18 protein-coding genes are annotated in these 20,355 nt (G+C 68.8%); 4 read left to right on the forward strand and 14 right to left on the reverse strand.

All coding sequences use genetic code 11. From position 1 onward, the window contains the following. Positions 1-220: 220 nt before the first annotated feature. The 7 genes from tpiA to uvrC form a co-directional block, all read right to left on the reverse strand. Positions 221-1,006, reverse strand: a complete 786-nt coding sequence (gene tpiA, locus IG75_RS0112715; RefSeq protein ID WP_030521446.1) for a triose-phosphate isomerase — start codon at positions 1,004-1,006, stop codon at positions 221-223. Beyond that, positions 1,007-2,230 (reverse strand): phosphoglycerate kinase, encoded by a 1,224-nt coding sequence (locus IG75_RS0112720; RefSeq protein WP_030521447.1) that lies wholly within the window; start codon positions 2,228-2,230, stop codon positions 1,007-1,009. Between the two features lie 8 nt (positions 2,231-2,238). Beyond that, a complete protein-coding gene (gene gap / locus IG75_RS0112725; protein WP_030521448.1) occupies positions 2,239-3,258 on the reverse strand; it encodes a type I glyceraldehyde-3-phosphate dehydrogenase in 1,020 nt (339 codons plus the stop codon). Between the two features lie 309 nt (positions 3,259-3,567). Continuing rightward, positions 3,568-4,545, reverse strand: a complete 978-nt coding sequence (gene whiA / locus IG75_RS0112730) for a DNA-binding protein WhiA (protein WP_174561180.1) — start codon at positions 4,543-4,545, stop codon at positions 3,568-3,570. After that, positions 4,542-5,606, reverse strand: a complete 1,065-nt coding sequence (locus IG75_RS0112735) for a gluconeogenesis factor YvcK family protein (RefSeq protein ID WP_030521450.1) — start codon at positions 5,604-5,606, stop codon at positions 4,542-4,544. The genes whiA and IG75_RS0112735 overlap by 4 nt, the downstream gene beginning before the upstream one ends. Next, positions 5,603-6,559: an RNase adapter RapZ gene (gene rapZ / locus IG75_RS0112740; RefSeq protein WP_030521451.1), complete on the reverse strand. Its 957-nt coding sequence runs from the start codon at positions 6,557-6,559 to the stop codon at positions 5,603-5,605. The genes IG75_RS0112735 and rapZ overlap by 4 nt, the downstream gene beginning before the upstream one ends. Positions 6,560-6,701: 142 nt before the next feature. After that, entirely contained in the window at positions 6,702-8,762 is a 2,061-nt protein-coding gene (uvrC, locus tag IG75_RS0112745) for an excinuclease ABC subunit UvrC (RefSeq protein ID WP_030521452.1), read from the reverse strand. Between the two features lie 217 nt (positions 8,763-8,979). Here uvrC and IG75_RS0112750 point away from each other — a divergent pair, with 217 nt between their 5' ends. Further along, positions 8,980-10,932: a gamma-glutamyltransferase family protein gene (locus IG75_RS0112750; protein WP_030521453.1), complete on the forward strand. Its 1,953-nt coding sequence runs from the start codon at positions 8,980-8,982 to the stop codon at positions 10,930-10,932. Between the two features lie 72 nt (positions 10,933-11,004). Beyond that, a complete protein-coding gene (locus IG75_RS0112755) occupies positions 11,005-12,351 on the forward strand; it encodes a DUF1254 domain-containing protein (protein ID WP_030521454.1) in 1,347 nt (448 codons plus the stop codon). An 83-nt stretch (positions 12,352-12,434) separates the two neighbouring features. Here IG75_RS0112755 and IG75_RS0112760 read toward each other — a convergent pair whose 3' ends face one another. The 4 genes from IG75_RS0112760 to IG75_RS0112775 all read right to left on the reverse strand — a co-directional run bounded on the left by IG75_RS0112760 (position 12,435) and on the right by IG75_RS0112775 (position 15,389). Next, on the reverse strand, positions 12,435-12,935 hold the full coding sequence (locus tag IG75_RS0112760; protein WP_081876838.1) for a PH domain-containing protein: 501 nt from the start codon (positions 12,933-12,935) through the stop codon (positions 12,435-12,437). 3 nt (positions 12,936-12,938) lie between these two features. Further along, a complete protein-coding gene (gene ribH, locus IG75_RS0112765) occupies positions 12,939-13,418 on the reverse strand; it encodes a 6,7-dimethyl-8-ribityllumazine synthase (RefSeq protein ID WP_030521456.1) in 480 nt (159 codons plus the stop codon). A gap of 28 nt (positions 13,419-13,446) precedes the next feature. Then, complete coding sequence (locus tag IG75_RS0112770; RefSeq protein WP_030521457.1) at positions 13,447-14,691, reverse strand: bifunctional 3,4-dihydroxy-2-butanone-4-phosphate synthase/GTP cyclohydrolase II; 1,245 nt, start codon at positions 14,689-14,691, stop codon at positions 13,447-13,449. 77 nt (positions 14,692-14,768) lie between these two features. Then, complete coding sequence (locus tag IG75_RS0112775) at positions 14,769-15,389, reverse strand: riboflavin synthase (protein WP_030521458.1); 621 nt, start codon at positions 15,387-15,389, stop codon at positions 14,769-14,771. Between the two features lie 660 nt (positions 15,390-16,049). Here IG75_RS0112775 and IG75_RS0112780 point away from each other — a divergent pair. Then, a complete protein-coding gene (locus IG75_RS0112780) occupies positions 16,050-16,511 on the forward strand; it encodes a hypothetical protein (protein ID WP_030521459.1) in 462 nt (153 codons plus the stop codon). A 91-nt stretch (positions 16,512-16,602) separates the two neighbouring features. Here IG75_RS0112780 and IG75_RS37345 read toward each other — a convergent pair whose 3' ends face one another. From IG75_RS37345 to rpe, 3 genes are all read right to left on the reverse strand, one after another. Further along, positions 16,603-18,483, reverse strand: coding sequence for a caspase, EACC1-associated type (locus IG75_RS37345; protein WP_051714545.1), 1,881 nt, complete (start codon positions 18,481-18,483; stop codon positions 16,603-16,605). Beyond that, the gene (locus tag IG75_RS0112790) at positions 18,483-18,848 is read right to left on the reverse strand and encodes an effector-associated constant component EACC1 (RefSeq protein ID WP_156058878.1); all 366 of its coding nucleotides are present in this window, start codon (positions 18,846-18,848) and stop codon (positions 18,483-18,485) included. Before IG75_RS0112790 ends, IG75_RS37345 begins: the two co-directional genes overlap by 1 nt. Positions 18,849-18,987: 139 nt before the next feature. After that, a complete protein-coding gene (gene rpe, locus IG75_RS0112795) occupies positions 18,988-19,659 on the reverse strand; it encodes a ribulose-phosphate 3-epimerase (protein ID WP_030521462.1) in 672 nt (223 codons plus the stop codon). Between the two features lie 237 nt (positions 19,660-19,896). Between rpe and IG75_RS0112800 the strand changes: the two genes are divergently transcribed. Next, positions 19,897-20,319: an ATP-binding protein gene (locus IG75_RS0112800; RefSeq protein WP_030521463.1), complete on the forward strand. Its 423-nt coding sequence runs from the start codon at positions 19,897-19,899 to the stop codon at positions 20,317-20,319. Positions 20,320-20,355 lie beyond the last annotated feature (36 nt).

A 20,355-nucleotide genomic window follows, 5' to 3' on the forward strand; every position in this document is an offset into this window, starting at 1 on the left:
TCCAGGGGTTCGCGCGGCCCGGTCGACTAGCCGATGCAGTTGTCACACACACTCCCGACCGATCCGCCACGGCGTCGTCTACCGCCGCTACGCCGCCCGACCACCCGGCCGACGACCCTCGCGTGATCGTATCCGGACCGGGCAGGCGACGGCACACGGTGCGCGAACCGACGAGGCCCGCCGGTGGGGAACCGGCGGGCCTCATCGGGTTATCGATCGGTCAGGGCAGCGGCCCGCCCGCCGCGATGGCGGACAGGGTGGCGAATTCGTCGCCCTTGAGCGACGCCCCGCCCACCAGGGCCCCGTCGATATCGGTCTGCTTGGTCAGCTCGCCGACATTCTTGGCGTTCACCGAACCGCCGTAGAGCACCCGGACGGTCTCGGCGACCTGCTCGCCGGCCAGCTGCACCAGTTCGCCGCGGATCGCACCGCAGACCTCCTGCGCGTCGGCGGGTGTCGCGACCTTGCCGGTACCGATCGCCCACACGGGTTCGTAGGCGATCACCACCTTCGCGATCTCCTCGGCCGACAGGCCCTTCAGCGAACCCCGCAACTGTTCGAGGTTGTACTCGACATGGGTGCCCGCATCGCGCACGTTCAGTCCCTCACCGATGCAGACGATCGGCGTGATGCCGTGCTTCAGCGCCTGCTTGGCCTTCGCCAGCACCGTGGCGTCGTCCTCGTTGTGGTACTGGCGGCGCTCGGAATGCCCGACCACCGCGAAGGCGCAGCCCAGCTTCGCCAGCATCGCCGCGCTGACCTCGCCGGTGTAGGCGCCCGATTCGTGTACCGACACATCCTGCGCACCGTAGGTGATACGGAGTTTGTCGCCCTCGACCAGCGTCTGCACGCTGCGGAGATCGACGAACGGCGGAATCACCGTGACATCGACCTTGTCGAAGTACTTGTCGGGCAGCGCGAACGCGATCTTCTGCACCAGAGCGATGGCCTCGAGGTGATTGAGGTTCATCTTCCAGTTGCCCGCGATAAGCGGTTTCCGGGCCATCTACGCACCCTCCGCTTCCTCGAGCACGCTGATACCGGGCAGCGTCTTGCCTTCCAGGTACTCCAGCGACGCGCCGCCACCGGTCGAGATATGCGAGAAATCGCCCTCCGGGATACCCAGCGCCCGCACGGCCGCGGCGGAATCGCCGCCGCCGACCACGGTGAACGCGCCCTTACCGGTGGCCGTGGCGATGGCCTCGGCGACCCCCCGGGTTCCGGCCGCGAACTTCTCGAACTCGAACACACCCATGGGGCCGTTCCAGAACACGGTGCGCGCTTCGGTGAGCAGCGCCGCGAAACGCTGCACCGACTCGGGCCCGATGTCCAGACCCAGCCGGCCGTCCGGGATCTCGTGCGCCGATACGACCTTCGACTCCGCATCGGCGGAGAAGGAATCGGCGACGACGATATCGCGCGGCAGATGGATGACATCGGCGTAGCGATCCAGCAGACCCTTGCAGGTCTCGATCATCTCCTCCTGCAAGAGCGAGGAGCCGACCGAAAGACCTTGGGCGGCAAGGAAGGTGAAGCACATACCGCCACCGATGACCAGGGTGTCGACCTTGGGGGCCAATGCCTCGATCACCGCGAGCTTGTCCGACACCTTGGACCCGCCGAGCACCACCGCGTACGGGCGATCGGTGGATTCGGTGAGCTTGGCCAGCACCTCGGCCTCCGCCGCGACGAGCGTGCCCGCGTAGTGCGGCAGCAGTTTCGCCACGTCGTACACCGACGCCTGCTTGCGATGCACCACACCGAACCCGTCGGACACGAATGCACCGTCGTCGCCGACCAGCTCCACCAGCGCAGCGGCCAGTTTCGCGCGCTCGGCATCGTCCTTGCTGGTCTCGCGCGGATCGAAGCGGATGTTCTCCAGCAGCAGCACATCGCCGTCGGTCAGGCCCTCGGACCGCGCCAGCGCGTCCTGACCCACCACATCACCGGCGAGCTGCACATTGCGGCCCAGTTCGGCGGCGAGCCGGGTCGCCACCGGAGCCAGCGACAGGGCCGGGTCCGGGGCGCCCTTCGGACGACCGAGGTGCGCGGTGACGACCACTTTCGCACCGGCTTCCACCAGCGCGCGGATGGTCGGCACCGAGGCCACGATGCGGCCCGGATCGGTGATCTGCCCGTTGTCCAGCGGAACATTGAGGTCGGAGCGCACCAGCACCCCGCGCCCCTCGACGCCCTCGGCGAGGAGATCTTCCAGAGTTTTGACAGTCACGCCGTTCCTCAGAGGGACTTGCCGACGAGGCCGATGAGGTCGGCGAGGCGGTTGGAGTAGCCCCACTCGTTGTCGTACCAGGAGTAGACCTTCACCTGGTCGTCGATCACCTTGGTGAGCGGCGCGTCGTAGATCGACGAGTGCGGGTCGGTGACGATATCGCTGGACACGATCGGGTCGACGCTGTACTTCAGGATGCCTTTCAGCGGGCCCTCGGCGGCCGCCTTGAACGCCGCGTTGATCTCGTCGACCGTGGCCTTCTTGGCGAGATCGGCCGTCAGGTCGGTGATCGAGCCGGTGGGAATCGGCACCCGCAGCGAGTAGCCGTCGAGCTTGCCGTTCAGTTCCGGCAGCACCAGGCCGATGGCCTTGGCCGCACCGGTGCTCGTCGGCACGATGTTCACCGCGGCGGCACGGGCCCGACGCAGATCCTTGTGCGGGCCGTCCTGCAGGTTCTGATCCTGGGTGTAGGCGTGGATGGTGGTCATCAGGCCCTTGACGATGCCGAACTCGTCGTTCAGCACCTTGGCCAGCGGGCCCAGGCAGTTGGTGGTGCAGGAGGCGTTGGAGATGATGTTCTGGCTGCCGTCGTACTTGTCGTCGTTGACACCCATCACGATGGTGATGTCCTCGCCCTTGGCCGGGGCGGAGATGATGACCTTCTTCGCGCCCGCGGCCAGATGCCCCTTGGCCTTGGTGGCGTCGGTGAAGATACCGGTGGACTCGACCACGACGTCCACGCCCAGATCACCCCACGGCAGCGCCGCCGGGCCCTCCTTGATGGCCAGCGCCTTGATGCGCTGATCGCCCACCACGATGGTGTCCTCACCGTCGAGCGACACATCCTCGGGCAGCCGGCCCAGGATGGAGTCGTACTTCAGCAGCGTGGCGAGGGTCGCGTTGTCGGTGAGGTCGTTGACCGCCACGATCTCGATATCGGTGGTGCCGAGCGCCTTCTGCGCCTCCACCGCCCGGAAGAAGTTACGCCCGATACGACCGAAGCCGTTGATACCTACCCGGACAGTCACGTTATCGCTCCTCAGCTGTCAAGCGGATCGTTCCGATGCCCTGTCAACCCTAATGCCTCGCGGTCACCTCCCCGACAGGCACCTGGTGTTCGTGAGCACCGGATATCCGCGCACCCGGCCGGAACACTCCGGCAGTTCCGCCGACCGTCCTGGAGGACGGCGGAGATGCCGAACAAGCCCGCAGGTGGAGATCCCGGACAACGGTCCCCGCACCTGGTGCATGACGCGCTGAAAGCCCCGGTTGCGCACCCCGCCGCGCGCCGGCCGGACGGACCGGTGGGGGCCGTCCGGCCGTGGCGGCCGCACGCCTCAGGCGTCGTCGAGAAGCTCCGCTGTCACCGCGGATTCCGTATCCGGCACCCCGAGCTCCTTCGCCCGCCGGTCGGCCATCGACAGCAAGCGCCGAATACGGCCCGCCACCGCGTCCTTGGTCATGGGAGGCTCGGCGAGCTGACCGAGCTCCTCGAGCGAAGCCTGCCGGTGTTCCACCCGCAGCTTCCCCGCCGCGGCCAGATGGTCCGGCACATCCTCGCCGAGCAACTCCAGGGCACGTTCCACCCGGGCGGCCGCGGCCACCGCGGCACGGGCGGAACGGCGCAGGTTCGCGTCGTCGAAGTTGGCGAGCCGATTGGCGGTGGCCCGGACCTCGCGGCGCATCCGCCGCTCTTCCCAGGTGAGCCGGGTGTCCTGGGCGCCCATCCGGGTGAGCAGGGCGCCGATGGCTTCACCGTCGCGGACCACGACCCGATCGGTGCCACGCACTTCGCGGGCCTTGGCGGAGATCCCGAGCCGCCGGGCGGCGCCGACCAGTGCCAGCGCGGCTTCGGGTCCTGGGCAGCTCACTTCGAGGGCCGAGGAACGGCCGGGCTCGGTGAGCGAGCCGTGCGCCAGGAAGGCGCCACGCCACGCCGCTTCCGCGTCCGCGACGCTACCGCCGACCACCTGGGCGGGAAGTCCGCGCACGGGCCGGCCACGGACGTCGAGCAGGCCGGTCTGCCGGGCCAGGGCCTCGCCCTCTTTCGCGACCCGGACCACATAGCGGGAGGATTTGCGCAGGCCGCCGGCGCTGAGCACATGCACATCCGACCCGTATCCGTAGAGTTCGAAGATCTCCCGCCGTAGCCGCCGGGCGATGGAGCCCATATCGACTTCGGCTTCGACAATCACCCGCCCGCCGACGATATGGAGGCCGCCGGCGAAACGCAGCAGGGCGGACAGTTCGGCTTTGCGCGCACTCACCTGTGTTACGGCGAGCCGGCTCAGCTCGTCTTTCACTTCGGCTGTCATCGCCACGAGACGTGCTCCTTTCCACCCAACCCGGACCGCACATCCTGACCCATGTGCCGTCCCTCGACTCGAAGCCCCGGCACCTGAGGCCGAGGGCCGTGGATCAGTTGATCCAGTGCGGCGGCGAGCTTTCCGGGGTCGTGCCGGTCGGTTCCCGCGTCGGCGACATCGGAAAAGACTACTCGCGCCCGTAATTGGCCGGCAGCCCTGGCCACATGCTCACGCTCCCGCCCTTCCGGCACGCACCCGGAATCGACCAGAACCTCGTCGACCGCGAAATCCGGTGCGTGCTGGGACAATACATGGAGATGACGTTCGGCGGAGAACCCCGCGGTCTCACCGGGCTGCGCGGCGAGGTTCAGAATCAGCACTTTACGCGCCCGGGTGTGTACCAGTGCGTCACGGAGCCCGGGTACGAGCAGATGCGGTATGACACTGGTGAACCAGGAGCCCGGCCCCAGGATCACCGCGTCCGCGCGTTCGATGGCGGCGGTGGCCTCCGCGCAGGACGGTGGGTCGGCGGGCAGCAGCCGTACCCGCCGCACCTTGCCCGGCGTCGTGGCGACCGCGACCTGGCCGCGGATACAACGGCTCACCCGCGGATCGGCTTCCAGCCCGGAGACATCGGCCTCGATATCCAGCGGAATATTCGACATGGGCAGGACCCGTCCGCTGATCCCGAGCAGCTCACCCACCTGGTCGAGGGCGGCCACCGGGTCCCCGAGCACCTCGGTGAGCCCGGCCAGTAGCAGGTTGCCCACCGAATGCCCGGCCAGGGCGCCGGTGCCGCCGAACCGGTGCTGCACGGTGCGGGTGAGCACCCCGTCGGCGTCGTCGGCCAGCGCGGCCAGCGCCATCCGCAGGTCACCGGGCGGTGGCACCCCGAGTTCGGCGCGCAGCCGGCCGGAGGAACCCCCGTCGTCGGCGACTGTCACCACCGCACTGATCCGGCGCGTGATGCGCCGGATCGCCGTGAGGGTCGCGTACAGCCCGTGGCCACCGCCGAGCGCGGCGACCGCGGGCCCGGACGGGTCGGCGGCTCCGTTGTCCGCGCGACTCATTCGCGCCCCAGATCCCGGTGCAGCACCCGTACCGCGTCCACCGGCCCGTCCGCGCCCGCGTCGATCCGGCTACCGGTGATCTTGCCGAGGGCCTCGGCGATCGCGACGCTGCGATGTCTACCGCCGGTGCAGCCCACTGCGACCGTCATGTAACGCTTCCCCTCTTGGCGATAACCCTGGGTGGTCAGCTCGATCAGGTGATCACAGGTCCGCAGGTAGTCGTCGGCGCCCGGACGCGACAGCACATAGTCGCTGACCACCGTTTCCTGACCACTGTGCTGCCGAAGTTCTGGTACCCAGTGCGGGTTGGGCAGGAAACGCACATCCAGCACCATGTCCGCGTCCAGCGGGACACCGTACTTGAATCCGAAGGATTGAACGGTCAACTGCAGCGCAGCGGGCGTGCCGCCGCCGTAGACCTCCTCCAGTTTCCGGTGCAACTGGTGAATCGACAGTTCCGTGGTGTCGATGACCACGTCGGCGGCGGCCTTCACTCCAGCGAGCCGGACCCGTTCGGCGGCGATGCCGGCCGACAGGGTCCCCTCGGCGCTGTCGTTCTGCAGCGGATGGCGGCGCCGGGCGAAACCGAACCGGCGGATCAGCACATCGTCGGAGGCCTCCAGGAACAGGATGCGCGTGGGGACGCCGCGAGCGCGCAGTTGTTCGGTGACGGCGGACAGGTCCCCGGTGAAGAACCGGCTGCGCACGTCCATGACGATCGCCAGCCGCAGGATGGGCGGATCGGCCGAGGAACCCAGTTCGACCATGCGGCCGATCAGTTCCGGCGGCAGATTGTCGGTGACGTACCAGCCCAGGTCCTCGAGTACCCGCGCGGCCGTGCCACGCCCCGCACCGGACAGGCCGGTCACCATCACGACTTCGACCGGGGTGCCCGAGCCGGAATCGGTACCCGGCACCACTGTCGTACTGTTGTTCGATTCGACGCGAGTCATGTACCACCCGGATCTTGTTCGGGAATTGCGTTTCGGTCACCCAGCTGTAGTCGGCGGCCCGGAAACTGTCGCGGGACGCAGGAACAAACGTACGTGACCGGCGCCGGTCGCCGTGCAGTTGCCGCGGCCGCCGCGCCGGAGGCTATCGCTCGTGCAGGGCCGCCAGCACCGCCTCCGCGGTGGCGCGGCCGATACCCGGTACCTCGATGATCTCCTCGACGGTGGCCTCTTTGAGTCGCGCGACCGAACCGAAATGGGTCACCAGCGCGGTCCGCCGGGTCTCCCCGAGGCCGCGGACCGCGTCCAGTGCCGACGCCGTCATCCGCCGCGACCGTTTGCTGCGATGGAAGGTGATGGCGAAGCGGTGGGCTTCGTCACGCACCCGCTGCAGCAGGTAGAGGGCCTCGCTGGTGCGCGGCAACACCACCGGGTCGGGTTCGCCGGGAACCCACACCTCTTCCAGCCGTTTGGCCAGGCCCACCACCGCGATATCGGTGATGCCGAACTCCTCGAGCACCTCCGCCGCGGCCGCCACCTGCGGCGCACCGCCGTCGACGACGTAGAGGTTGGGCGGATAGGCGAACTTGCGCGGCCGCCCGGTTTTCGGGTCGATACCGGGCCGGGTCACGATCTCCGCGTCGGCCTCCGTACCGGCCGGGCCGGCGCCGTCGTCCGCCGGCGGCGTACCGAAGTCGGGCACCTGCGCCGACCCCGCGAGGTCGGCCTGCTCGGTGGCGTCGCGCTCCCGGCGCAGCCGGGCGAACCGGCGCCGGGTCACCTCGGCGATACTGGCCACATCGTCCGAGCGCCCCTCGCCGGCGGCCTCCCGGATCGCGTAGTGGCGATAGTCGGACTTCTTGGGCAGCCCGTCCTCGAAGACCACCAGCGAGGCCACCACATCGGTGCCCTGCACATGGCTGATGTCCACACATTCGATACGCAGTGGCGCGGTATCGAGATCGAGGGCGTCCTGGATGTCCTGTAACGCCACCGAGCGCGAGGTCAAATCGCCGGCGCGGCGGAGTTTGTGCTGGGCCAGCGCCTCCTTCGCGTTACGCGCCACCGTCTCGGCCAGGGCCTTCTTGTCGCCGCGCTGCGGTACCCGCAACCGCACCGATGCGCCGCGCAGGGTCGACAGCCAGCGCTGGATCTCCTCGGCATCGGCCGGGAGTTCGGGAACCAGCACCTCGCGCGGTACCACCGCCGCGGCCTGGTCGCCCGTGGTCTGCTCGGCCACGGCGGTCTGCTCCGCGTAGAACTGGGTGAGGAACTGTTCCACCAGCGCGGCCAGTTCACCGCCCTGCTCCGGGGTATCGGCCGCATCGCCGGATTTGTCGACCACCCAGCCACGCTGCCCGCGCACCCGGCCGTCGCGGACATGGAAGATCTGCACGGCGACCTCCAGGTCGTCCCCGGCGAAGGCGATCACATCGGCGTCGGTGCCGTCGCCCAGCACGACGGCTTGTTTCTCCAGTGCCCGGCGCAGAGCCTGCACATCGTCGCGCAGCCGGGCCGCGTTCTCGAAATCGAGGTCCTCGGCGGCCGCCTGCATCCGGCGTTCCAGGTCCTTGACCATCCGATCGGTGCGGCCCGCCAGAAAGTCGCAGAAATCGTCGACGATCTGCCGGTGCTCGGCGGCGGAGACGCGGCCCACACACGGGGCCGAGCACTTGTCTATATAGCCGAGCAGACACGGGCGGCCCATCTGGCTGTGCCGTTTGAACACCCCGGCCGAGCAGGTGCGGGCGGGGAAGACGCGCAGCAGCAGATCGAGAGTCTCCCGGATCGCCCAGGCATGCGCGTAGGGGCCGAAATAGCGCACTCCCTTCTTCCGGGCACCCCGGTAGACGAACAGTCGCGGGTACTCCTCGTTCAGCGTGACCGCCAGTACGGGATAGGACTTGTCGTCGCGATAGCGGACGTTGAACCGCGGATCGAACTCCTTGATCCAGTTGTACTCGAGCTGCAGTGCTTCCACCTCGGTGGAGACCACGGTCCATTCCACGCTCGCGGCGGTGGTGACCATCTGGCGGGTACGCGGATGCAGTGCGGCGATATCGGCGAAGTACGAGTTGAGCCGATTGCGCAGGCTTTTCGCCTTGCCGACATAGATGACCCGGCCGTAGGAGTCCCGGAACTTGTAGACACCGGGTTCGAGCGGAATGGAGCCGGGCTGCGGCCGGTACGTCGCGGGATCTGCCACGTATCCAGCGTAGTAGCGGCCTCGGACACATCCGGCCGCCGGTCGGCACAGGCCGCTCGCACACCGACGGCCCGGCCCGGCGGCGCCACCGGGCCTGCCGGGGCCCACCTCGTGCACCGGCGCCGCCGGTATCCGCCACCCGGCCGGTCACGGCCCGCTTCCCCCATGCGGGGCGAGTTCGGCCGCCGCTGTCGCCGTGTCCCGCTAGAGTTCGAATATGCGCCCGATACAACGGATTCGGTACGCGCTGACGGTGACGGCGCTGCTCGTGGCAGGCTCGCTCAGCGGATGCTCCGACGATACCGGGGCCGCGGGCCCCTGTACCCCGGCACCGAACGGCACCCCGGTGACCGCCGCGCCGGCCCCCGGTTCGGCGGCCCCCACCTCGCGCGACCTGGCGACCAACCCGGAGATCGCGTCGGGCTACCGCAGCGAGATGACCGCCGTCCGCACCAGCGGCTACGCCGTATCCACCGCGAACTCCCACGCGACGCGCGCGGCCTGCGAGGTGCTCCGGGCCGGCGGCACCGCGGCGGATGCGCTGATCACCGCGCAGACCGTGCTGGGGCTCACCGAGCCGCAGGCGTCGGGCCTGGGCGGTGGCGCGTTCCTGCTCTACTACGACGCGGAACACGAGACGCTGGATGCCTACGACGGCCGGGAGACCGCACCGGCCGAAGCGACCGAGAACTACCTGCGCTGGATCAGCGATACCGACCGCAGCGAACCGAAACCGGACACCCGCGCCAGCGGGCGCTCGATCGGGGTGCCGGGGGTGGTCCGGATGCTCGAGCTGGCGCATACCGAGCACGGCCATATTCCGTGGCGGGAACTGTTCGATCCCGCCGTGGCGATGGCGGACCAGGGGTTCGAGATCAGTCCCCGGCTGGCCGGGCAGATCGCGGACTCCGCGGCCGAGCTGGCCCGGGACCCGGCGGCGGCCGAGTACTTCCTGAATCCGGACAGGTCTCCCAAGGCGGCGGGCACGGTCCTCACCAATCCGGCCCTGTCGAAGACCCTCACCACGGTGGCCACCGAGGGCGCGGAGGGCTTCTACACCGGGCCGATCGCCGAGGACATCGTCGCCGCGGCCGCCTCACGGGCCGGCGGGCGCACCCCGGGTCTGCTGGAGGCCGCGGACCTCGACTCCTACCGCGCGGTGAAACGCACCCCGTTGTGCACCGGCTACCGCGCGCACGAGATCTGCGGGATGCCGGGGCCGTCCTCCGGCGGTATCACGGTGGCGGCCACGCTCGGCATCCTGGCGAACTTCGATCTTCCGGCCATGCCGCCGCAGAATGTCGACCGTAACGGCGGTGTCCCGCAGGCCGAGGCCGTGCACCTCATCGCCGAGGCCGAACGACTCGCCTACGCCGACCGGGACAAATTCGTCGCCGATCCCGATTACGTTCCGCTGCCGGGCAATTCACCGGAGACGCTGGTGAACCCCGAGTACCTGGACACACGCGCCGAGCTCATCGACCCACGCCGGAGCATGGGCACCGCGCAGCCCGGTGATTTCGGGGCCGCGCCGGTGGGTATCGGCCCCCAGCAGCCCGAACACGGCACCAGCCATATCTCGGTGGTCGATTCCTACGGCAATGCCGCGGCCATGACCACCACCGTGGAATCGGCCTTCGGTTCCTTCCATATGGTCGACGGATTTCTGCTGAACAACCAGCTCACCGATTTCGCGACCGATCCGCTCGGCGCCGACGGGAAGCCGGTCGCCAACCGGATCGAGCCGGGAAAACGGCCGCGCAGCTCCATGAGCCCGACCCTGGTGTTCGAGCAGGGCAACGACTCCGAGCGGGGCGCGCTCACCCATGTGGTCGGCTCGCCGGGTGGCTCGGTCATCATCCAGTTCGTGGTGAAAACCCTTGTCGGCATGCTGGATTGGGGCCTGGATCCGCAGCAGGCGGTCTCCGCGCCGGCCATCGGCGCCGCGAATACGCCCGTCACGAATGTGGGCGGTGAGCATCCGGCGATCGAGGCGCGCGACGACGGCGTCCACGACCCCCTCGTCACCCGGCTGCGCGAACGGGGCCATCGGGTGTCGGTGGCCCCGCAGACCAGCGGGCTCAGTGTGCTCGGCCGCGACGGTGACAACAGCTGGATCGGCGGAGCCGACCCCCGGCGCGAAGGCGAGGTCCTCGGCGATACGCGATGAACCACGCCGCGCCCTGGCGGCTCACCCGCGGCGGGTGAGCCGCCGAGCGGTATCCGGTGGTCCCCTGGAGTCATGCCGAGCACCGATGCCGCCGGGCTGTCCCGGGCCGAACTCGCCACCCTGGCGGCCGACGCGTTCGTCTACGGTTTCCCGCTCGTCTACGACCTCCGGCAGATCGCGCGGTTCACCGGAGAAGGAATAGGTGGCCTGCCGCCGACACCGCTCAACGTCTTCGGCCATGCCACCACACTGGCCGGGCCGCAGGACACCTTCGTCTCCATCAACAACGACACCGTCTATTCGATCGCGAACGTCTCCACCGCGGCCGGCCCGGTGCGCTTGGACGTACCGGATACGGCGGGCCGCTACTACGTCCTGCAGTTCGTCGACGCCTGGACGAACAACTTCGCCTATATCGGCCATCGCGCCACCGGCACTCTCCCGGGGGCCTACCTGCTGGTCGCGCCGGGCTGGGACGGTATGCCCCCGGAAGGCGTCACCGTCATCGAGTTCCCGACCACGGTCGCCACCATCGTGGGCCGGTGGGCCGTGGACGGGGAGTCCGATCTACCGGCGGTGCGCGCTCTCCAGAACGCCCTGCGCCTCGTACCGACCGCGTCGGCCCCGGACCTGCCCGCCCCCGCGCGGGGGGTCCCGGAGGACCTGCGTTTCTTCGAAGAGCTCCGCGTCGGTATCCGGGCCTTCCCGCCCGCCGACCGAGACCGCCGCTATCAGCGGCGTTACCAGCCGCTGGGGCTACTGGACACCGATACGCCCTACACCGATCTCGACCCGGAACGGGCGTCGGCACTGCGGGAGGGCCTCGCGGCCGGCAAGGAACGCCTCGAGACGGCGGCCACCCACAGCAGCGCGCCCCGGCAGAACGGCTGGAATCTGACCTATCACATCTTCGACTATAATCTGGATTTCTTCGGCGTCGGCGCCCTCGACGATCCGCACTGGAAACTTCCCGACGACCCGGACCGCTATCTGTTGCGCGCGGGTGCGGCCCGCGCCGGGCTCTGGGGCAACCACGGCTACGAGGCCGCCTACGCGTTGGCCTTCACCGATGGCGAGGACCGGCCGCTGCACGGCTCCCACCGCTACGAGGTGCGCTTCGCCGAGCCTCCACCCTGCGGGGCATTCTGGTCGTTGACCATGTACGACACCCCGGATTTCTTCCTGGTCGCGAACCCGATCGGGCGCTACTCGCTGGGTGACCGGACGCCCGGTCTGCGGACGGTGGACGGATCGCTGACCGTGGTGGTGCAGCACGACGAACCCACCGATCCGCAGCGGCGGGCCAACTGGCTACCCGCTCCGGCCGGCCCGTTCCGGCCGATGCTGCGTATCTACGAACCGCGCGACGCCGTTTTCGACGGCAGCTACCAGCTACCGCCGATCGTGCGGGTGGAGTAGTCGGCCGGGCCGGCGAGACCCGCAGCGGCCGGAACGCAACAGGACGATACGGCTCGCCCCGGAAAGCCGGGCACCGGGTCCGATCAGTCCGGCGGGGCGTACTTGACACCGAGGTCGCGGAGCCGGTCCAGTGCCGCCGCGGCGTGCTCACCGTCGTTGGATCGCACCGCCAGCATCGGGACGTAATCGTCGTTCACCAGTTCGAGCCGAGCCCACGCCTTACGGTCCGGGAACGTCACCCCGCGGATATGCTTCCATTCGAACTCGTTGTCCCCGAGCACATTCCGGACCACGACCCCGCGCCGGCCGGCCCGCACGCGCGGGCGGGTGAGCAGTAGGACGGCCGCCGCACCGAAGATCCCGATACACGCCATCGCGAACTGATCGACCACTCGGAAGTTGACCCCGGTGTAGTCGGTTCGCAAGAAGATCCCGAACAGTACGAAGGCCACCACCAGGAGCACCGCGACGATCACCGCCGTGCGACGCGACTTCCGCGGGCGTACCTCCAGCTCCCATTCGGGAGAGCCCCCCGAGTCACCGCCGGAGGCCTGCCCCCGGCGCCAGATCCGTACGACCGGCACGGCTCAGCCTGCCGCGCGCAGACCGCGGAGGGTGAGGGCGGCATCCAAGGCGGCGGCCGCCGCCTGTTCGCCCTTGTTCTCCGCCGAATCCGGCAGTCCGGCCCGGTCGAGGGCCTGCGCTTCGTTGTCGGTGGTGAGCACGCCGTTGGCGACCGGGGTGCTCTCGTCCAGCGAGACCCGGGTCAGGCCGGCGGTCACCGAATCGCAGACATAGTCGAAATGCGGGGTGCCGCCCCGGATCACCACGCCGAGCGCGACCACGGCGTCATGGGTGCGGGCCAGTTCCTGGGCCAGCACCGGCAGCTCCATCGCCCCGGCGCACCGCGCGACGGTGATGTGGCGAACCCCCGCCTCGGCAGCGACGCGTTCGGCGTTGGCGACCAGGGTGTCGCAGATCTCGGTGTGCCAGCGCGAGGCCACGATCGCCAGCCGCAGGTCCTTGGCGTCGGCGAGCGCGAAGCTCGGTACTCCGGTGCCGCTCATCGGTTTCCGCCTTTCGGTCCGGAGGAGGTCACTGCGCTGTCTCCCCCAGATCCAGATCGTCGAGACCCACCAGGTCGTGACCCATCCGGTCGCGTTTGGTGCGCAGGTAGCGCAGGTTCTCGGCATTGGCCCGGACCGGCATGGGCACCCGTTCGGTGATCCGCAGTCCGTAACCGTCGAGCCCGACCCGTTTGGCCGGGTTGTTGGTGAGCAGCCGCATGGACCGCAGTCCCAGATCGACCAGGATCTGCGCGCCGGTCCCGTAGTCGCGGGCATCGGCGGGCAGGCCGAGCTCGATATTGGCGTCGACCGTATCGTGGCCCGAATCCTGCAGCTGATAGGCCTGCAGCTTGTGCATGAGCCCGATACCGCGGCCTTCATGACCGCGCATGTAGAGCACCACGCCGCGGCCCTCGGCGGCCACCATCTCCAGGGCCGCGTCCAGCTGCGGCCCGCAGTCGCAGCGCAGCGAACCGAACACGTCACCGGTCAGGCATTCCGAATGCACCCGGACCAGCACGTCCTCGCCGTCACCGACATCCCCGCGGACCAGCGCGACATGTTCGACATCGTCGTAGATGCTCTGGTATCCGACGGCGGTGAACTCGCCGTGCACGGTCGGGATACGCGCTTGGGCCACCCGCACGACATGCTTCTCGTGCTTACGCCGCCAGGCGATCATCTCGGCGATCGAGATCAGCGCCAGTTCGTGTTCGTCGGCGAAAACTCGCAGCTCGTCGGTGCGGGCCATATGCCCGTCTTCCTTCTGGCTGACGATCTCGCAGATCACCCCGGCCGGCCGCAGGCCAGCCATTCGTGCCAGATCCACGGCGGCCTCGGTATGACCGGGCCGGCGGAGCACGCCCCCGTCCTTCGCGCGCAGCGGCACCACATGACCGGGACGGGTGAAATCGTTCGGTTTGGCATCGCCGTCGGCCAGCAGCCGGATGGTGGTGGCCCGGTCGGCACCGGAGATACCGGTGGTCACACCCTCTCGGGCATCCACCGACACGGTGTACGCGGTGCCGTGCTTGTCCTGGTTGACCGCGTACATCGGCGGCAGTCCCAGCCGATCGCAATCGTCACCGGTGAGCGGTGCACAGATGTAACCCGAGGTGTAGCGGATCATGAACGCCACGAGCTCCGGGGTGGCCTTCTCCGCGGCGAAGATGAGGTCGCCCTCGTTCTCCCGGTCCTCGTCGTCGACCACGACGACCGGTTTACCGGCCGCGATATCGGCGACCGCGCGCTCGATGCTGTCGAACCTGGTCACGTCTGTAATGCTCCATCTCGATAGGTCCCGATCACACTACTGGGTCTGTTCGGCCGGTTCGGGCGCGGCCGCAGTCATCAGCCGCGCTGCTGGAGGCGCTCGACGTACTTGGCGATCACGTCGACCTCGAGATTCACGACGGTCCCGGGGGTGGATGCGCCCAGATCGGTGAGACTCAGTGTGGTCGGGATGAGCGAGACCTCGAACCAGTCCCGGTGGCCGTCGGCGGCCGGTGTATCGGCCCGGCCCAACCCGGAGACGGTGAGCGAAATGCCGTTCACGGTGATGGAGCCCTTCTCCACCACGTATCTGGCGATCGCGTCGGGCAGCGAGATCCGGACCACTTCCCAGTTGTCCTCCGGGGTCCGGGCCAGGATGGTGCCGGTGCCGTCCACGTGCCCTTGGACGATATGACCCCCGAGCCGGCTGTTCACCGCGGCCGCGCGCTCCAGATTGACCCGCGAACCCGGTTCCAGACCGCCGATACTCGACCGGCGCAGCGTTTCGCCCATGACATCGACGGTGAACGCGTCGTCGATCACGTCGACGACGGTCAGACAGACACCGTTGACCGCGATCGAATCTCCGTGTCCGGCATCGGAGGTGACCACTTTCCCGCGGATCGTCAGCCGCGCCGCGTCGGCGGATTGTTCGCGGGCGACGATTTCGCCCAGTTCCTCGACGATGCCCGTGAACATGTCTTCTCCCGTTCGCGTCGGTGTTCCGCATACGGAACGGCGGGAGTGGTACCGAGTATTCCCAGTTCGCCGTCCACGACCAGACTAGTTCCCACCCTCCGGCCCGGCCATGACACGGACCACCCTGCGGGAGCCCTGGTCGCGCGGCCGCGGCGCCGCGGGAGGCGATCCGGAAATTTTCCGATCGAGAGATGGTGGTCACATTCGGACCGCATTCGGCCATACCACTTCCGACGGGCTGCGATCCGGTCCGGACCGGATTCACCCGACTCCTCTTTGCCCCACCGATACCGCATCGAAACCCGAAATGTTTCTCGATTTGCACGCTCACAGGGGCTGACGCAATATTGTGAGGTGACCGGTTCACCCACCTCGACCACCCCGCGGTGCGGCCCGGCGCAGTATTCGTACGAGGACGGCCACCGCCGCGGAACACCGTGCGCCACAAGCCATCACGACAACTGGATCCGCCCACAACAGCGCGGGCCGGGGAGACCCCGCACCGCCGCGGCGATCCAGCGTCTCTCGGCCCGGCGACGGTGCTGTCCGGGCACCGGATCCCCGCGGTGACCACACCCGTCGGATCCGTGCGACATCCGCCCCCCGGTGGATGCCCGCGCCCCGGCCGGGCACGCCACCACTCGAGGAAGCCGAACCGCTATGACCACTTTCACCGAATCCGCCCTGGAGCGGCACTGCCGGCGGTACCGGGAGAAGGATCTGCTGCCCGCGGTGGTCGATGCCGCCTCCCGACGGATCCTGTTGCACGTGGGCGCCACCTACGGCGCCGTCACCATGCCGACCGAACTCGGTGAACAGGTGTTGTCACGACTACGGGCGGCGGGGATCGCCGGACCCGTCTTCGCCCATCCCCGGGCCCGGCGCTGGACCTTCCTCACCGGTCCCACCCGGCACGAGGAATTCACCGCTACCGCGGCCGCCGAACTCTTCCGGCTCTACACCACCGTCGCCGGTACCGGCAGCCAGATCGTGCTGCCCTCGCCCGAGGACGAGGCCAGCGGCTACCGACTGTGGGTCGCTGGCCCCGATGTGCTGGGGACCCGGCCGCCCCAGCACGCGGTGGTCGACGGCGCCCGCGAGTGCTCTGCCGGTACCCGCTGAGCCCGGGCGGATCGTAGCCGCGGGGACCGCGACGAGGCCCCCGCTGTCCCGCTTTTCGCACCGTCCGACGGCACCGCCTCGGCGCACCCGATCATGCCGGAGGTGGCCCGGTCTCTCGTCGGTTCGGATCGGGCAACACTGCCCGGGCCGCCTCCTGCCAGTACCGGGCTTCGATCGGGTCGCCGCGCTGCTCGAGGAGCATTCCCAATACGCTCATACCCTCCGCTCGGCCGGCTTCGGCGGAGGCGCGGCACACCCGCTCGGCTTCGTCCCACCGGTCTCGCAGGATGAGCAGCTTCACCAAGGCGATCACGCCGATATGGGCACCGGCCCTGACTCCTCGCCGATACCAGTCCTCGGCTTCCGCGAGGTCACCGGCCGCCTCCCGGATCTTGCCGATTTCAACCATGGCAAGTCCATTACCCTCGCGGGCCGCCGACCGGAACCACCGCTCGGCCGCAGCCGTATCGCCTGCCTCCATGAGCTCGTTCCCGAGCCGGACCATCCCATCGGTGCTGCCCGCCGCCGCGGCTTCACCGAACCACCGGATCCCCGCCGCCCGCTCGTTTCGCGCCAGGTGCCGGATACCGAGATTTGTCATCGCGTCGGGTTCACCGGCCGCGGCCGCCTTCCGCAGCCATGCGTCGGCCTCGATCGTCGCCCCCTGTTCGGCGGCCATCATGCCCAAGCAGGTCCAACCGGCCGCGTCACCCGCGTCCACCGCTCGCCGGTACCACGACACGGCCTGGCCCGGCTCCCCGCGGCGCTCGAGCAGGCCACCCATCCTGATCATGGAACGCGTCCGGCCCGCATCGACCGCCGCGCGGTACCAGCGCTCGGCCGCGCCGGTGTCGCCACGCCTCTCCAGCACCTCGCCCAGGAGTTCGGCCGCCCGCGGTTGTCCTGCCTCGGCCGCCTTTCGATACCACGATTCGGCTTCGTCGAAGGCACCCCGGTTGTGGAGGAATGTCCCGAGGAGGGTCATCCCGTCGGGCAGTCCCGTGCCGGCCGCTTCGCGGTACCAGCGTTCGGCCCGCGTATCGTTTTCACGTTCCTGGTGGTGTGCGCCCAGCAGGAGCATCACATCGGTATTGCCGGCCGATATCGCTCGCCGGTAGAGCTGTCCGGCCGCCTCCGGGTGACCTTCCGCTTCGAGCCGGCTTCCCAGCCCGTACACCTGGGCCGGATCGGCGAGGTCGACCGGTTCGTTCCCGGCACCGGCCGCGCGCCAGGATGCGTTGCGTACCAAGGGCAGCCGGCCGATGGTATCGCTGCCGCTCATCCTCGGTTCCGGGAGACCGGCACTGCGCAACCGGTACAGCAGCTGCTCGTGCAGCGTGGTGATATCGACCAGCTCCGGGCCGTCTGCCACGCCACACCTCAGGACATCGACGAGTTGACCGGTGTACGCGGTGAAAACCTCGCCCGCCGGTGCTTTCGCCATCTCGTTGCTCTTCGTGGCGGTCAGCACACAGGTGCCCCGGATATCGAGTTGCCCGGCCACCTGCGCGGCACTCCCGGCCATGGTCCCGTGGGCCTGCCCGCTGAAACAGCAGTCGAGCACCACGACCTTGTTGCGCGCACTGGAGTGCAGCATGGCCCGTCGCAGATCGTCGTAGGCGAGCGAGGTGAAATGCGGCTTGCCTTCCAACGCGTGTGAGGTGGCCAGATAGAGGCGGCCGTCGAAGTAGGAGTCGATGAGTCCGTGCCCCGCGAAGTAGACCAGGAACATATCGGTCGCTCGGCCGGCGACGTCTTCGACTCGCAGCGCCAACTCCTGGGCGTTCACCGGGTCCCGGATGACCACGCAGTGGTCGTCGGGGAGGCCGGCGAGCAGCGGATCGGTGAGGATCTCGTGGAGCGCGTCGAGGTTGTTCGGCACGGCGGGCAGGTCATCGAGACCGTCGTCCCGGGGATAGGTACCGACCCCGATGAGGCAGGCCCAGCTCCGGGCCGGATCCGGCATCACCATCACAACTCCCCCGTTGCCTCCCGCAGTATCTCGACCACCGCGCGCGGATCTCCGAGCCGCTGCATGTCCAGCTGGACGGTCCCCTTCTGCCCGCGAATCGTGATCTTCACATCGGAGGTGCGGTGACGTATCCAGACACTCAGCGATCTGGCCAGCACTACACCGGTCCCGGAGCCCAGCACCAATACCAGCGCGTCACTCAGTCCCCCCATATCCTCGGGGCCGGGCGTCGCCGGTACGAATACCGGATTCGGTAGGTCCTCTTCCCGCTGCAGCCACCGGAACAAGGACCGGACCTCGGCAGCGGAGTCGGACGCGGCCGACACACTGATGGAAAGGTCCACGGAATCCCCTGTTACAGACACGAATTCGATCCTACGGGTCGATATCACGGATCCGAGGGTTTCCGGACCGATCCGTTGTTCCTGCTGGTCGGGCGGAAGGTGCGGTGCGGACGTACCGACGCCGCTACGAACCGGTGTGCCACGATGCCGCCCACGGACTTCAGTGGGTGAGGTGATGCGCCGACCAGCTCGATTCGGCCTGCCGGCGCAGTTTCTCCACGGTCGCGCCGGGATCCTCGGTGTTGTACACCGCCGAACCCGCCACGAAGCAGTCGATACCGGCCGCCGCGGCCTGCTCGATGGTGTCGGCGTTGATCCCGCCGTCGATCTCCACCACCAGGCGCAGCTCCCCCGCATCGACCAGACGCCGCACGATCCGGGCCTTCTCCAGCACCTCCGGAATGAAGGACTGCCCGCCGAACCCGGGCTCGACACTCATCACCAGCAGCGTGTCGAAATCGCGCAGGATCTCCAGGTACGGCTCGATGGGGGTGTTCGGCTTCACCGACAGCCCCGCTTTGGCGCCGGCGGCCCGGATGTTACGGGCCACGGCCACCGGATTCTCGGTCGCCTCGGCATGGAAGGTCACGTTGTAGGCACCCGCCTCCGCGTACGGCGGCGCCCACCGGGCCGGATCCTCGATCATCAGATGGCAGTCCAGCGGAATATCGGTGGCCTTCAGCAGGCTCTGCACCACCGGCAGCCCCAGGGTCAGATTCGGGACGAAATGCGCGTCCATCACATCGACGTGCAACCAGTCGGCGGTCGATACCGCATCGGCCTCGTCGGCCAGCCGGGCGAAATCGGCGGACAGAATCGACGGGGCGATCATCGGGACCGTAGGACGGGTGAACGTGGGCTCGGACGCAGTCACAGCGGGAGTGTATGGCGGCGCCCGTGGCGGCGCGGGCCCGGGGGGCAGGGTTCGCCGGTGGCGCCTCCGGCCGGGCGTGGCCGCCGGCCATCGGGACAGACCCGCGGCACCGCGGACCCGGTTTCCCGGCCGGATTCCGTCTGCGGGCGTGCCCCGCTCCCCTCTTTGTGACGATGCGCCCATACACTCGGCTGCGTGATCAATACTTCGGCGGAACAAGGGCTCCACGGTGCCCCGGTGGAGATTCGGGTGGCGGCATCGGTGACACAGTTGCCGATCGTGCGCGGTCTCGCCGAGACTCTGGTCCTGCTCAGTGATTTCACGCTGGACGAGGTCGCCGATATCCGGCTGGCGGTGGACGAGGCATGTTCCACACTGATCGGCCTGGCGGCGCCCGAGACGAGCCTGCAGTGTGTGTTCAGCATCGGCGACACCGAATTACGGGTGCAGGTCGCCGGGGTGGCGGCGCAGGAGGGACTGCCCGACGCGCGCAGTTTCGGCTGGCACGTCCTACGTACCCTGACCGATTCGGTGGACGCGCGGCAGGACCCCTTCGATCAGCAGGTTTCCGGATATCCGACAGCGGTCGAGTTCCGTCGGGTCCGGGGGAAAGCGTAGTGAGCGAGCAGGACAAGCCGCTCGAATCTCCCGAGG

The organism is Nocardia rhamnosiphila NBRC 108938, from assembly GCF_000720425.1.
GTDB lineage: Bacteria > Actinomycetota > Actinomycetes > Mycobacteriales > Mycobacteriaceae > Nocardia > Nocardia rhamnosiphila.

Coding starts and splice junctions, on each gene's coding strand:
- rapZ (WP_030521451.1), bottom strand. CDS start 6,559: ATGACTCGCGTCGAATCGAACAACAGTACGACAGTGGTGCCGGGTACC.
- IG75_RS0112775 (WP_030521458.1), bottom strand. CDS start 15,389: ATGTTCACGGGCATCGTCGAGGAACTGGGCGAAATCGTCGCCCGCGAA.
- rpe (WP_030521462.1), bottom strand. CDS start 19,659: ATGATCGCCCCGTCGATTCTGTCCGCCGATTTCGCCCGGCTGGCCGAC.
- tpiA (WP_030521446.1), bottom strand. CDS start 1,006: ATGGCCCGGAAACCGCTTATCGCGGGCAACTGGAAGATGAACCTCAAT.
- IG75_RS37345 (WP_051714545.1), bottom strand. CDS start 18,483: ATGGTGATGCCGGATCCGGCCCGGAGCTGGGCCTGCCTCATCGGGGTC.
- whiA (WP_174561180.1), bottom strand. CDS start 4,545: ATGACAGCCGAAGTGAAAGACGAGCTGAGCCGGCTCGCCGTAACACAG.
- ribH (WP_030521456.1), bottom strand. CDS start 13,418: ATGAGCGGCACCGGAGTACCGAGCTTCGCGCTCGCCGACGCCAAGGAC.
- IG75_RS0112750 (WP_030521453.1), top strand. CDS start 8,980: ATGCGCCCGATACAACGGATTCGGTACGCGCTGACGGTGACGGCGCTG.
- IG75_RS0112780 (WP_030521459.1), top strand. CDS start 16,050: ATGACCACTTTCACCGAATCCGCCCTGGAGCGGCACTGCCGGCGGTAC.
- IG75_RS0112755 (WP_030521454.1), top strand. CDS start 11,005: ATGCCGAGCACCGATGCCGCCGGGCTGTCCCGGGCCGAACTCGCCACC.
- IG75_RS0112735 (WP_030521450.1), bottom strand. CDS start 5,606: ATGAGTCGCGCGGACAACGGAGCCGCCGACCCGTCCGGGCCCGCGGTC.